Origin of the sequence: Streptomyces armeniacus, from assembly GCF_003355155.1 — a bacterium.
In the GTDB taxonomy this organism is placed as follows: Bacteria; Actinomycetota; Actinomycetes; order Streptomycetales; family Streptomycetaceae; genus Streptomyces; species Streptomyces armeniacus.
The window spans coordinates 4,663,828-4,676,903 of the sequence record NZ_CP031320.1 but is presented as its reverse complement, the minus strand read 5'-3'; the positions used below and the strand labels follow the sequence as shown (position 1 = coordinate 4,676,903).

Annotated in this window: 17 protein-coding genes; 15 read left to right on the top strand and 2 right to left on the bottom strand. The window is 71.2% G+C overall.

Features of this window, described 5'->3' with window-relative positions; genetic code table 11:
- Positions 1 to 82 precede the first annotated feature (82 nt).
- The 12 genes from DVA86_RS20330 (at position 83) to DVA86_RS20275 (ending at position 8,528) form a co-directional block, all read left to right on the top strand.
- Positions 83 to 412 (top strand): hypothetical protein, encoded by a 330-nt coding sequence (locus DVA86_RS20330; protein ID WP_208880264.1) that lies wholly within the window; start codon positions 83 to 85, stop codon positions 410 to 412.
- Between the two features lie 95 nt (positions 413 to 507).
- The gene (locus tag DVA86_RS20325; protein WP_208880262.1) at positions 508 to 696 is read left to right on the top strand and encodes a hypothetical protein; all 189 of its coding nucleotides are present in this window, start codon (positions 508 to 510) and stop codon (positions 694 to 696) included.
- 258 nt (positions 697 to 954) lie between these two features.
- Positions 955 to 1,461, top strand: coding sequence for a hypothetical protein (locus tag DVA86_RS20320; protein WP_208880260.1), 507 nt, complete (start codon positions 955 to 957; stop codon positions 1,459 to 1,461).
- Positions 1,458 to 1,820 (top strand): hypothetical protein, encoded by a 363-nt coding sequence (locus DVA86_RS20315; RefSeq protein ID WP_222623339.1) that lies wholly within the window; start codon positions 1,458 to 1,460, stop codon positions 1,818 to 1,820. Before DVA86_RS20320 ends, DVA86_RS20315 begins: the two co-directional genes overlap by 4 nt.
- Before the next feature lie 248 nt (positions 1,821 to 2,068).
- Positions 2,069 to 2,746, top strand: coding sequence for a GGDEF domain-containing protein (locus DVA86_RS20310; protein ID WP_208880258.1), 678 nt, complete (start codon positions 2,069 to 2,071; stop codon positions 2,744 to 2,746).
- 217 nt (positions 2,747 to 2,963) lie between these two features.
- Positions 2,964 to 3,485: a WhiB family transcriptional regulator gene (locus DVA86_RS20305; protein WP_208880256.1), complete on the top strand. Its 522-nt coding sequence runs from the start codon at positions 2,964 to 2,966 to the stop codon at positions 3,483 to 3,485.
- Between the two features lie 3 nt (positions 3,486 to 3,488).
- Entirely contained in the window at positions 3,489 to 4,256 is a 768-nt protein-coding gene (locus DVA86_RS20300; RefSeq protein WP_208880254.1) for an Lsr2 family DNA-binding protein, read from the top strand.
- Entirely contained in the window at positions 4,256 to 4,732 is a 477-nt protein-coding gene (locus DVA86_RS20295; protein ID WP_208880252.1) for a hypothetical protein, read from the top strand. The genes DVA86_RS20300 and DVA86_RS20295 overlap by 1 nt, the downstream gene beginning before the upstream one ends.
- 476 nt (positions 4,733 to 5,208) lie before the next feature.
- Positions 5,209 to 5,415 carry a hypothetical protein gene (locus DVA86_RS20290; RefSeq protein WP_208880250.1) on the top strand — a complete coding sequence of 69 codons (207 nt, stop codon included), beginning with the start codon at positions 5,209 to 5,211 and terminating at the stop codon, positions 5,413 to 5,415.
- Positions 5,412 to 6,644 carry an Eco57I restriction-modification methylase domain-containing protein gene (locus DVA86_RS20285; protein WP_208880248.1) on the top strand — a complete coding sequence of 411 codons (1,233 nt, stop codon included), beginning with the start codon at positions 5,412 to 5,414 and terminating at the stop codon, positions 6,642 to 6,644. The genes DVA86_RS20290 and DVA86_RS20285 overlap by 4 nt, the downstream gene beginning before the upstream one ends.
- Before the next feature lie 28 nt (positions 6,645 to 6,672).
- Positions 6,673 to 7,536 carry an ATP-binding protein gene (locus DVA86_RS20280; RefSeq protein ID WP_208880246.1) on the top strand — a complete coding sequence of 288 codons (864 nt, stop codon included), beginning with the start codon at positions 6,673 to 6,675 and terminating at the stop codon, positions 7,534 to 7,536.
- A 116-nt stretch (positions 7,537 to 7,652) separates the two neighbouring features.
- Entirely contained in the window at positions 7,653 to 8,528 is an 876-nt protein-coding gene (locus tag DVA86_RS20275; RefSeq protein ID WP_245996819.1) for an HIT family protein, read from the top strand.
- Between the two features lie 191 nt (positions 8,529 to 8,719).
- On the opposite strand, the gene DVA86_RS20270 is transcribed toward DVA86_RS20275, so the two are convergent.
- The gene (locus tag DVA86_RS20270) at positions 8,720 to 9,934 is read right to left on the bottom strand and encodes a ParB/RepB/Spo0J family partition protein (RefSeq protein ID WP_208880245.1); all 1,215 of its coding nucleotides are present in this window, start codon (positions 9,932 to 9,934) and stop codon (positions 8,720 to 8,722) included.
- Positions 9,931 to 11,076, bottom strand: coding sequence for a ParA family protein (locus tag DVA86_RS20265; protein WP_208880243.1), 1,146 nt, complete (start codon positions 11,074 to 11,076; stop codon positions 9,931 to 9,933). Before DVA86_RS20265 ends, DVA86_RS20270 begins: the two co-directional genes overlap by 4 nt.
- 146 nt (positions 11,077 to 11,222) lie before the next feature.
- On the opposite strand from DVA86_RS20265, the gene DVA86_RS20260 reads away from it, so the two are divergent.
- The 3 genes from DVA86_RS20260 to DVA86_RS20250 are packed head-to-tail and all read left to right on the top strand — an operon-like array spanning position 11,223 to position 13,035.
- The gene (locus DVA86_RS20260) at positions 11,223 to 11,879 is read left to right on the top strand and encodes a hypothetical protein (protein WP_208880241.1); all 657 of its coding nucleotides are present in this window, start codon (positions 11,223 to 11,225) and stop codon (positions 11,877 to 11,879) included.
- Between the two features lie 51 nt (positions 11,880 to 11,930).
- Entirely contained in the window at positions 11,931 to 12,422 is a 492-nt protein-coding gene (locus tag DVA86_RS20255) for a hypothetical protein (RefSeq protein WP_208880239.1), read from the top strand.
- A 37-nt stretch (positions 12,423 to 12,459) separates the two neighbouring features.
- The gene (locus tag DVA86_RS20250) at positions 12,460 to 13,035 is read left to right on the top strand and encodes a hypothetical protein (protein ID WP_208880237.1); all 576 of its coding nucleotides are present in this window, start codon (positions 12,460 to 12,462) and stop codon (positions 13,033 to 13,035) included.
- Positions 13,036 to 13,076 lie beyond the last annotated feature (41 nt).

The following is a 13,076-nucleotide window of genomic DNA, read 5'->3' as shown; positions in this document are numbered from 1 at the left end:
GGGAGACGGGACAGCGCCGGACCAGCCGAGCCGCCCCGCGACCCGATCGCCTCCACACCCAGCACCGACGAAGGAGAACACCGTGACCATCCTCGACCGCCTCGCCGAGATCGAAGCCCGAGTACGGGCGCTGCCCGAATGCGACTGGCGACAACGCGAAGATGACACCGGCGTCATCGAGGACACCGACGGCCAGCCGGTCCTGGTCCTGGGCACCAGCGGCGATACCCGCCTGCCCGCAGGGGAATTCCTCGCCCACGCCCCAGACGACGTGCGGTGGCTGATCCAGGAGCTCACACAAGCTCGCGCGCAGCTCGCCGAGCTGGACGCGACGCGGGACCGCATCAGGACCTGGATGGCCGCCCGTGACACCGAGGAAGCCGCCAGCGACACCGCCCACCGCCGCCCCTGATCCGGGCCCGCCGTGCCCGCCAGCCCTGCGTCGAGGCTGGCGGGCGCGGCGGGCCCGGATAGGCCGGTGCCCCGGTACACGAAGGAGAGTGACCCGTGTTCGGACGGCGGAAGCCCAGTGAGGGTGGCAGCAGCAACGAGATCACCAGGAGTGAGGCGAAGACCGTCGCGCAGGCCGGAACGGTCCGCGGTGACGTCCGCACCACACACATCGAAGGGGACGGCACGGTCATCGTCCAGGGCGACAACCACGGCGGGATCGGCAACCGCTTCAACAGCAACTGACCGACGTACGGCCGCCTGCCCTCACCCCGTCCCACACGGCTCCGGCTGAGGGCACGGGCCGCCGCGCACCACATCGGTGAAAGGCGAGTTGGCCAACACCCCTGCCCGTCCACGCCGCTCATCCCGGCCGGACGAACCTCCTTTGCACAACCCTGCCCCCAGCCGCACCCGGCCGGGGGCAGGGTCTCCGAGCGGCCGAGCACCAGCGAACGCCTCGCCGCTCCTCCCTCACCCCTTTCAAGATCAGGAGACACAGCAATGCACCGTCCTGCCGCCTTCGCGGCCCTGCTCGGACTGACCCGCGCTGCCAGCGCGATCGGCGACTTCTGGGTCCAAAACGACTTCTGCGCCCGCGTGAAGGGGGCCTCCGACGACGCCCCGGTCACATACGAGGACCCGCAGACCAAACAGAAGACCGCTCACGGCACCGCCGACGGCCGCAAGGCGTGCCTGCACCACTGCCTCACCTACACCGCCACGCAGGCGCTCGTCGTCGGCCTCGGAGCCCGCGCACTGGGCATCCGGGTTCACCCCGGCGCGGCCGCGGCGGCGCTCGCCCTATCACTCGGCACGCACTACATCGCGGACCGCAGGGTGCCGGGCCACGGCATCCTGGAGAAGCTCGCCGACAAGACCGGAAAGACCAACTTCTACAAGCTGGCCGACTTCGGCATGAACGGCGCCTTCCACCTCGACAGCGCGTGGCACCACGGCTGGGAGACCGCGGCCGCCCTCATCGCCACCACGAAGGCGACCAGCCGGTGACAGCCCGCTCCCGACCCCTGGAACGCGTCCGCGCCGCAGCCGCGATCGCCCGACTCGCCCTCCAGCAGATCGAGGACGAACTCGACGGTGAAACCGACGCTCACGTGCTCGCCCAGATCGTGCACGAACTCCACCACGAGGCGCACCCGCAGGACGGCGCCCTCGGCGCCCTGGCGCAACTGCTCACCAAGGCCGGCCAGGCCGCTGCGGTCAGCACAGTCGACCCCGACGATGCCGAGTCCGCCGCCTGCGCGATCGAAGAAGCCGCGGCCTTCGTCAGCGACTCCGCCGGCATGCGCCTCCACCTGGCCACGCGCACCCTCGACCCGCAAGGAGAACGCCCCGCTGGCGCCGGCTAGCCGTACGTCGGCCCGGCCGGGCCGCGAGCGTCCTCTCGACAGGCGCGGCGGAATCCGCGCACGGCGACGCCGTGTAGCGAACTCAACCGGCCAACAACGGTCGATGGAACCACTCATACAGCGAGGCTCCGCGCCAGGGCGCGGAGCCTCGAACTGCAATAACCCGGGACAGCCGCTCTTCTGCTTGCCGGCTTCGACGGCTGCTCCCGGGCCCACCCATCCCGTACGAGACGAGACGGAGAACCAGTATGGCCTCCAACTCCCGCGTTCAGGCCCGGATCGGGCAGCGCGCCCTCTTACTCACCACCGCCGTCCTGCCGTTGACCGGCTGGGCCGCACACGCCGCGGTGCTGCACCGGCGTCTGGCCGCCGCCAGGACGGACCCGCTCACCGGACTCCTGCGGCGCGACGCCTACACCGCCCGAGCCCGGCGCATCCTCGCCCGCCACGGCAACGACGCCCTCGTGGTCATGGTCGACCAAGACCACCTCAAGGAGATCAACGACCTGTACGGGCACGCCGCAGGCGACGCCGTACTGGCCGCGACCGCCTCCCGGCTCACCGCCTGGGCCGGTCCGCGAGCCGCCGTCGGCCGACTCGGCGGAGACGAGTTCGCCGCGGTGCTGACCCTGCCGTACGACGACCGCGAGCTCCATCTCGAGCAGCTGGTGCGGACGCTGCACACGCCGGTCCTCCTCGAGGACGACCAGGCCGTCGACGTCGCCGCCTCGATCGGCGCCGCCGCCCAGGACATCCTCGGCCTCCGCGACCTGTCCACGCTCCAGCGCGCCGCCGACGCCGCCCTCTACGACGGCAAGCACACCGGCCGCGCGGTCCTGGCAGCCAAGCCGCACACCACGGTGCCGTCCATCAACGGCCGCCGAGCCGGCCGACCCGGCACCAGCTCGTGGGGACGAGCGGCATAAGAGCAGACGCGGTCAACGGTAGCCCGCGGCTCGCCGACTGCCACCAGGGCGCGGAAAGCGCCGCCCGTACCTCTACCGGGCAGCGCCCGGCGCCCACCTCTCCCCAACGGGGCCGCCCCGGCCGGGAACAGCGGAGGGCCCGGACCGTGGCGGCCGCAGCCCCGCCTCGTGGACCAGGCCCTCCTCCAACTCCCCCACATTCACCAGAGGTCACCTCATGAACCACACCCGCACCACCCATCCGGCCATGGCTGAGGCCGACAACCGGATCCCCTTCCCCCGCACCGATGCGCCGACTCGCTGCCAGGACGACCCGGAGCTGTTCGCCATCGAGGACATCACAGGCCAGAGGGCGAAGGACAAGGCACTCGCCAGGGCGCGCCGGGCCTGCTCCGGCTGCCCGATCGTCAAGAACTGCCTCAAGTGGGCGCTGGCAAACCCCGACCGGACACCGACCGGCGTGTGGGCCGCGACCACCGCCCGCCAGCGCACCGGACTGCGCAAGCGCCTCGTCCAGCGTCTCGGCGCGGACTGGGTCGCCGTCGTCGCCGAACAGGACCGCCGCGAGCGCCGGTGGAAGCCCACCGGCCGCGAGCGGGCCCTCGACCCCCTCGAGATGGAACTCATCCCCCGCCGACCCGCCCCGTACGAGCCGTGGCGCGAGCCCCTCACCCCGGCCCGCCGAGCCCACAACCAGCGCCTGCTCCTGGCCGGCCTCAACACCGAGGCGGTGGCGTAGCCGATGTTCGCCGACTGGCAGCAGGCCCTCGAAGCCGAATCACTCCCCCTCGACCCCAGCCCGGACCAGCAACTCGCCGCCGCGGCCCGAGTCACAGCACGCCACGCCCACGGCAAAGCCGACCTCACGCTGCTCCTGGACAACCTCGGGCTGCCCACCGACGACGACACACTCACCACCTTGTTCCCCCTCCTCAACCAGACAGGAGAACCCCGCATGACCACCCCGAACGCGATCGAAGCGGTGGCGCTGTCCATGTACAACGACGACACCCCCGCAGCACAGATCACCGAGGCCACCGGCCTGACCGAGGACCAGATCACCGCACTGGCCGACGCCCAGGACCACCAGACCGCGGCCGACGCCGTGCCGGCGGCCTCCGACGTCGAGCAGCTGCTCGCCTGGGCCGAAGACCACACCACCGCCGTCATCCGCAACAAGGCCGCCCGGATCCGCAGGGAACTCGCCGGACTCGCCGAGCGCCGCGACACCGAGAACGCACAGCGCAAGGCCGAAGAACGCGTCGCCAAACTCCAAGCCGAACTGGAGAAGGCCCAGCAGAAATTGCGCGCCGTGAAGACCGGTGGCCGCCCGGCCACCACGGCCGCCGCCCCGGTGGCTGCCGCCAAGCGCAGCAAGGAGCAGCAGGACGAGATCCGCGCCTGGGGCCGCGCCAACGGATACCAGGTCGCCGCTCACGGGAAGATCCCGAAGAACGTCGTCGAAGCGTACGAGGCCGCCCAGCAGCCGCCGACCGCGGCGGCCAGCTGATGGACGCCATACCCCTCGCTCTCGACGGCTACCTCGACGCCATCCCCTCCCCCGGCGCCACCCACGGCACCGCCAGGTTCCGCCTGATCGCCTCGCCCACCGACGACGTCGCGGACGAGTCGATCTGGGTCTGCGCCACCCGGGACCCTCGCATCGCGCACGCACTGCTCACCGAAATCCATCCCGGCGACCTGCTGCGCGTCACCGGCTACCTCCTCCTGCCCGACGGCACAGCCAGCACCGCCCGGCTCTCCGTCGACACCCTGGAAGTGCTGGCCACCGCCCCGCTCCAGGAACTGCACGACATGGTCCTCGACCGGTACGGCCCGTACGCCGTCGTATACGACGCCGACCGCGACCACGTCCCGGTATTCACCACAGCCGGGACGTGGGTCGGCGAAGCCGCCAATCCCGACGCGATCGGCGACCTCATCGCCGCCTTCGAGAGCGACGGCCCGCCACCCAGCGCCCCCTGAGGACGGCATCCGCCCCGCGCCGAAGGACCCCTGCGGCCCCGAACCACCTACTACAGCGCGCTCCACCCGGAGCCGCGCCCGCACGAAGCGAGCCAGCACCACCCCCACCCAATCTCCAACTCGGAACAGGAGACCCCGCCCATGGCCCGTATCAGCATCGCGATCGAACCACTGCACTCCGACGGCACCGTGTGCGAACACCCGACCGACCCCTCCGGAAGGCCGCGCAACCCCCAGTCCAGCTGCACCGGCCACCGTTCGTACCGCGTCCAATGCAGCGCCTGCGGCCCGGTCGGCACCCCCCACGGACTGCGCACCCTGGCCCAGCCCGAGCAGACCCGGCACCGCGACAGCCACAAGACCGCGTCGACCGGCCGCCGACCGGCACCGTCCACACGCCCCGCTCGGCGCGAGCAACGCCGACGCACCGGGCTCGCACCCTCACCCGCTCCTGAGAGCTGAAGCAGGAACCCACAGTGCGTGCGCTCGCCGACCCGGCACGCTGGGTCGGCGAGCGCGCACCCTCCCACCGCGAACATCGCGCTCCCGAGCCCGTGCCGCGAAGCCGCCGCCGTACGGCCGACGAGACGGTCACCGCGATCGCTGTCGAGCTCGGCTTCTCCGACACCTACCTCTACCGGCTTCACGTCGTACCCGACGACCCGCCCCGGGACCCCACATGAGCCTCTCTACCGCCCTTGAGGCGATCGTCGCCGAAGCCCCCGGCGCCGACGGCCACCGACACATCATGCGGCTGGCCGTCAACGCGGCCGCCGCCGCCCGCAACTACCCGCAGCCCTGGCACGTAGAGCTACCCGTCGACACCGCGGAGCGCGTAACGAAGCTCCTCACCGACCTCGGAGACCTCGCCACCTGGGGCGCCCCGGAACTCGGCAGCCTCCACGAACAGCTCCTCGCCGCCGAGGACCGCAGCGCCTCCGGCAGCTGGTACACGCCTCCCGAGCTCGCGCAGCCGCTGACCCGTGCCGCACTGAGCGAGGTCACCGACCTGTACCTGGAGGACAACCCCGGCGACGTCCTGGCGGTGACGGTCCTCGACCCGGCCGTCGGCGGCGGGGTGTTCCTGGTGGCGGCCGCACGTCTGCTGGCCGCCGCGTACACCGCGCTGCTGTACGGCACAAACCGTCCGGCGCCGCTGACCGTCCAGGCCGTCATGCCGGACGTCCTGAAGTCCTGCGTGTACGGCATCGACACCGACCCCGTCGCTGTCGACCTCGCCAAGTCCGCCTGCTGGCTGGAGACCAGCGGCCTCACGCCGATCGGCTGGCTCGACGACAACATCATCGTTGGCAACGCGCTCGCCGGCGACCTGCCCCCCGCCCTGACCGCCCGGCTCAACTCCACCGGCCCGCTGGCGATCGTGGGCAACCCGCCCTACAAGGACAAGGCGAAAGGTGCCGCCCCCTGGATCGAAGCCCGCCGCCCGAAGCCGGGACACCGGCGCACCGCCGACGAGCTGCACCGGCCCAGCCTGGACGAGTTCCGCATCCCCGGCCACGGCCGCACCGACGGCCTCATGTCCAACCTGTACATCTACTTCTGGCGCTGGGCGCTGTGGCGGGCATTCGAGACCCGCCTGGCCACCGCGTCCGTCGCGTTCATCACCCCGAGCCCTTGGCTGACCAGCCCCACCTTCGACGGGATGCGCGCCTTCATACGCCAATCCGCCGACCGCGGGGCCATCATCAACCTGACGCCCGAGGGCAAAGCACCGCCCGGCCCCACCCGCCTCTTCCCCGGCGTCACGCTGCCCCTGTGCGCCGCGGTGTTCACCCGCTGCCGCGGGCCGCAGCGCCAGATCACCGCCGAGGTAAAGCATGCGACCGTCACCGGCACCCGCGACGAGAAATTCCGGCAGATCGAGCAACTCCTGAGCCCAGCCGGCCAGTGAGCATGCGGCGGGCCCACACCCAACCTCCATGAAGGGCACACCCGTGAACCAGCAACTCCTCGCCGCGCTCGGTCTGCCGGAACCCGGCCTCTACGTGCTGATCGGACCGGCCGGAAGCGGCAAGACCAACATCGCGGCCGCCTTCCCCCGCACCTGGCGCCTGTCCCTGGACGACTTCCGCGAGCAAGTAGCCGACGACGCCGGCGCCCAGGCCAGTACCCGCGACGCGGTCGCCGTCTTCGACGCGGCGCTCTCCGGCCGCTTGGCCCGCCGGCTGCCGACGCTGGTGGACAGCACGAACACCGAACTGGCCGTACGGGCCCGGCTGCTGGAGCGTGCCCACCGGCACGGCATGCTGGCTGTGGCGATCGCCGTGCGCACGCCGCTGGAGACGTGCCAGGAGCGGCAGAACGCGCGGCCCGCCAACCGGCAGGTACCGACGGAGACGATCGCCTGGCAGCGAGCCGGTGTCCCTTTCGCCGAGCAGCTGCTCAGCGAAGGCTTCGACGAGGTCCGCGACGCCGCCGACCTCGACCTACTCCACCTGCTGCTGGCCCGTTCCGTGGCCGCTGGCTTCGACCCGCTCGCAGAGGTCCGCGCCGCCTTCGGCCCAGACCTCGCCCGGGCCTTCGCCTTCGACTCCGACAGTTCGGGCTCCACCGGCGCGTTCACCGTCGCCGGACGGCAACTGGCCGTGCGCTGGTCAGAAGACGGAGACGTCTTCGACCACCACTGGCAGGCCCGCCTCGACAGCGAACCCTGCGAGGACTGCGGCAGTCCGGTGTGGGTGAAGGTCAACGGCGCCCGCGACCTGCTGGACGTCTACCGCGGACAGGCACCCGACGAGCCGTTTTGCCAAAGCTGCGACACCCCCGACTGGCAATCCGCCTGACTCCCTCGCCGAGCGCCAGCGGGCTACCCGGGCCCGGTAGGACCGATCCGAAACCAGACGCCGCGAGCGGCCCGCCACAAGGGCGGGCCGCTCCTCTCTCACTCCTGGAGGTTCTCGTGTACGACGTGTTCATCGACAGCTTCGGCGCCCGCTGGCAGGACCCGCCACAACCGCGCTACCGCGCCGCCGTCCTCGCCATCAACCTCACCAACCAGCTCCTCAACCCACCCGACGACCCTGCTATGGCCGACGTCGTCGCCCGCCAGACCGGGCAGGATGCAGGGGTACGCGATTACGTCCTGACGACGCCGGGCGCGGCCCGCATCGTCGACGACGCCGTCCACGCACTCACCGCCCTCCGCGCCGCCGCCAACCGCCGCCCGGTCCAGCTGCTGGTGAACTGCTGGTACGGCCGCCACCGGGCACCGGCCGTTGCCGACGCGATCGGGCGGCGCATGCAAGAGGCCGGCGCCACCGTCACGGTCACCCACCACCACATCAACCGGCCGCCGGTCCCCCGCAAACATCCCCGGCCCGACTGCCCGTTCTGCGCCATCGTCCACGACGGCGCCCCGGCGACCATCGTCCACGAGTGGGGCGACGCCCTCGCGATCGTTCCCCGCAGCGGCGGCTGCACCGATGGCCACCTCCTGGTCCTGCCCAAGGCCCACGTCACGGACTTCACCATCGACCCGGTCGTCTCGGCCACCGTGCAACTACGTGCCGCCGAACTCGCGCAGCAGCTGGGCGGTCAGTGGAACTACCTCACTTCCTGCGGTGAGGCAGCCACACAGACGGTGTGGCACCTCCACGGACATCTGGTCCCCCGCACCGCTGGCGATGGCCTCGCCCTCCCCTGGACCCACCCCGCCCGCGAAAAGAGGACCGTGACACCGTGCCGGTGTTCACCGTCTCCGGGCCGTGGGTCGGCGAGGCAACCCCGACGCGATCAGCGACTTGAGGGAGGTCTGGGAGAACGACGACCCGCGTGACGACCACCATGCCCTCGCAGCACTCCGCCCTGGGCCCCGCGAGTTGGGCGCCCTGCCCCGCATGCAAGCCGCCAGATGACGGTCGCCGAAGCGAAAGGCCCTGCCCCCCGGTCTCCACCGGGGGGCAGGGCCTTTTTGCGTTCTGACGGCATGGTGGAGGGGGTATTAACGGCGTTAACGCCCCCTCGCGCTCACAGCCACGACCGGAGCTGCTCCACCAGGCGCTCCAGCTTGTCTCGCTGGAGGTTCTGACCCAGTGCATCCGCGAGCACGTCGATGTCTCCGCGGCCAGCACGCACCAGCTGCTGCTGGACGTCGTCGGAAATGCCTTCCGCGCCGTCGCCAGGGTTCTGAGCAGGAACTTTGGGTACAGACTTGGCCGTGTCGTTGTCCGCGGACAACGCGGATGCCGGGTCCGAGGCTTCGGACGGCTTCGTGGCATTGCTCTGCTGCTGGCCAGCCGCGGCGGGTGCTGGAATCGGCCCGCTGTCCGCCGCGGCGGCCGGGTCGGTGTTGTCCACGGACAACACCGACCCGGCCACGTCTCCCCCACTCGCCTCCGTACTCGGGGCCATCGCTGGAGGCGCGCTCGTGTTGTCCGCGGACAACACCCCCTGCTGCTTCGCCGCCTGCAGCAGGGCGCGCTCACGGGCCTTCTCCTCGGCGCTCTGCGCCTTGACGGCCTCGTGATGGGCCAGCAGCGCGGCCGCGTCTAGATCCGGTTGGTCCTTCGCGTACCGGGCGAGTAGCCGCCCGTCCCGCTCGGGTAGCTCGCCTTTGCTGAGCATCACCTGGATCTCGAGTGGCAGACGGAGAAGCGCCAACTGGTTGGTGACCCAGGACCTGTCGCGCTGGAGCCGCCGGGCCGCGCGTGCCCGGGCCCCGGACGGATCGTCCTGCTCGCAGACCTCGACCATTTGCTGCACGCCGCGGGCCCGCTCGATCACATCGAAGTCCTCCCTCTCAAGGTTCTCCTTGAGCAGGTGGTCGATGAAATCCTCCCTCGTGGCCGCCAGATCATCCCGGACGACGAAGTCCAGCCCGTCCAGGCCGACGTGGAGGGCGCTGCGGAAGCGGCGCTCGCCGTTGACGAGTACGTGCGCGACGTCACCGATCTTCTCGCGGTGCTCTGGCCACAGGGTCAGGTACGCGTCGGCGGTGACCGCGACGCAAGCGGCGAGCTGCGCGTGGCGGAGCTCCTCCCCGAAGCGCGTCATGTCCTCGGCCGTGCCGAAGTTCCGGCGCGGGTTCAACGGGGTGGGGGATACCTCGTGCAGGGGGAGGCGAACCAGCTCGTAGGTGGGGATGTCGCCCTGTGCGACGGCTTTGGCGCGGCCGCGCGCGCTGCGCCCGTTGCGGGCCCGACCGAAGGACGCCCCCGTGCCCAGCTGATCGGCGACAGTCATGACACCACCTTCAACGCGATCTTCCTCATGGCATCAGCCTGCTCGCTGTCCGGAGCGTAGGAGAGAAGCGGCTGCTTCAGCCGTACGGCCTTGCGCTGCTCACTCTGGTCCGGGATGACGGCCACGACATCGCCGAGCTCCTTCCACCCGTCCAAGGAGGAAGTGGCGACCCAGCCACGCCGGCTGTCGTACATGTTGACCACGAACCCGAGCTCGCCGATCAGGACGTCCATGTCGTTGGACAGCTCCTGGATCTGCTCGTCCAGCATGTCGTAGGCGTCGGCGGAGGAGTCCTCGGCGAGGACCGGGATGAAGATGCCGGAGGTGCCTTCTTCTTCCTCGTCCCGTGTCCGGGCGTAGTAGAGGGCGGTGTCCATCGTGTAGCCGAGGCTGGGCGGGCAGTCCACGACGATGAAGTCGAACTGCTTCTCCAGCGGTTCCATGGCCTTCTCCAGCGCGGTCTCCTTGACCCGGACCTGGCGGGTGGTGGCCAGCTTGGCGTCCAGGAGGAAGGCGTCCTTGCACGCTGGCAGCAGGAACAGCCGTCCGGCGAAGGCTTTTTCCTCGATCGGGACCAGGAGGTCCCGCACCTCGCCCTTGGCCTCACCCAGCATGTGCTTGGCCAGGCTGGGGTCGTCGATACCGAGCATGTCGAACCCGAACTGTTTGGTCAGGTGCCCCTGCGGGTCGAAGTCGATTAGGCAAACCTTGTTGCCCATCTCCGCCAAGGCCTCGGCAACGCCGGCCGACGCGGAGGTCTTGCCCACGCCGCCCTTCTGGTTCCCGAAGATGATCCTGCGAGCCCCGGTGGGGCGCGGAGTCCGACGAGCCGTCGGGTGGCTGTCCAGCCACAGCCGTACGGCCTGAGCCAGCCCTTGGGCGAAGGACACCCCCTTGGCCTTGCAGTCCGCCTTGAACTCGCCGTACAGGCCTGCGGGCAGGTAGGTCGAGAATGGGCCGCCTCCCGAGGTGTCAACGGGAGGCAACGGGTCGCAGGAGCGCCAGGCCACTATGCCCTCGGTCACGGCGTCCTTGATGTCGATGCCCAACTGGGCTGCTCGTACCTTCAGTTCACGGCGCAGAGCAGAAGGTAGCTTCGACACTACCTTTTCCCGCTCCTCCGGATCATATGGCGCGGTCATGGCGGTACTTTACTAACCATCTCGCGTGGGGTGAACTCTTCGCCGTCTCCCCCACGCCGAAGGGGCGTTGTTCCGGCTGGCGACGTACGGGCGAGGCGACGTACGGGCAGACTGGTGGTAAGGACGCGATGAGGGAGGGCGCCGGCATGTGGGATCCCGGTAGGCGGCTGGAGGAGCACGCCGCCGTGTACGAGACCGCTCACGGGCGGCATCCGTACACGGACGCGTGGCCGTGGGCGGAGGCGATCGTCTCCTGGCGCGCTAGGCACGCCGGCCGGACGTGGCGGCCGGTACCGGAGGCGGGGGAGGGCGATCGCGAGCTGGTGGTCGCCGGCGTCGCGGAGTGCATCCGGCTGGAGATGGCGCCCGCGCACGCGATGGGCCGCCGTCTGGGAGACCTGGGGCTGGACCACCTGCAGCACAACGCCGTGCTCTGGGTGGCGGGCCTGCGCGGCCCCGCGGACCCGGAGTTCCCCGACCCGGAGCCCGGCGATCCGCAGTGGCCGGCGCCGACCGGCCCGTACGCACAGCAATGGCACGCGCTGATGGCCACCGTGCCCGGCTACACCCCGGTCGCGAAAAGCGTGATCGAGATCCTCGCGGCGTTGGCGCAGTACGGCTGCGAGCGGCCGCACGTGCCGGCCGGGGTGGGGGCGCGCCGGCTGCGCGAGCACGGGGTCGACAGCGTGTCCCTGGCGGAAGTGGCGCCGTCGTTGGGCATGTCGCCCGCACCGGTCGCGGTGGGGAGCTCGCGCTGGTACGAGGGCGTCACAGGGCTGCGGGTCCTCGAAACGGCCGTCTGAGACACGGCGTTGAGCTGCCGTACGAAGCACACGCGGGAGGGGAGCGGGACGATGACGGACACGGACGCCGTGGTGGGGGAGTACCTGTACCGGGAGGCGCCGCCGGAGTGGGAGGACGCGGTCCGGCACGCCGCCGCGCTGCTGTCCTCGCACTGGCCCAAGACCCCCTCGCGCGGGGTAGCGGACGCGGTGGGGACGGTCGCCCTGCTCCTCTACGTCCTGGCCCGCTCGGCGGGCACCACACCGGCCGAGGTGCCCGCCGAGCGCCTGGTGGATGAGCTCGATGGCCCGGCGGACATAGAAGGCGAGCCGTACGCGCTCCGGGAAGCCCTCCACCAGGGGCTGGTGGAGCAGGGGCACACCGAGCGCACGCACCCGCTGCGGCAGCTGCTCGCGCGGCTCTCGCAGCGGGAACCGCTGCCGCAGCCGGACATCCCGCTCGACCTGACCGGAGGGCTGACCCGCTGGCCCAGCACGCTGAGCGACACCGCCCGCTGGACGCACGCCGTACTCGACGGCGCCCGACAGCCCGGTACGGTCTGACGCCTGCCCACGCTGGCAGGGCGGATACGGTGCCGGGATGAGCGAATCCGCCGGCGAGCAGCCGCGTACGGTCTGGGAGCACTGCCTGGTATGGGCGTCGCTCCTCATCAGCGTCCGAGCCCGGCACGGCGGTACCGGGCGGTCCCTCAGCCCGGAGGAGCAGGCGACCTGGGAGGGCGAGGACCAGCCGCTGACGGCGGTGCTGCTGGCCGCCGCGCTGCACCACCAGGCCGCCGAGCAAGACCTGTTGGACGGCGCCCCTGAGGCGGCGGCCGCACTCTGGCTGCACACCCCCGGCCCGCCGCCCGCCGGGGTGGAGACCGTGCTGCGCTACCGCCCGTACGAGACACTGCTGGCCGCACCGGAAGTCCCCGGACGCGGCGACGGGGAGCGAGCGCGGCTGCTGGGAGCCGCGTACGATCCCGGCACCAGACGGGCACATCCCGACGGGCTGCTGCTGTGGCAGCGCATCCGGGCCGCAGCCCTGACCGTCGTGGAAGGCGTCGTCGGTGTAGGCCGGGGAAGCAGCATCACGCTCCACGACGTAGCCGCCGGCGAAGCAGACCGCGCCGCCCAAGGACGCCTCGCGGAGCTCTGGGGGCCGGAGGACTGACCCGGCGGTTCCGGGAGGCCGAACCCGTTCGTACGGTGGAG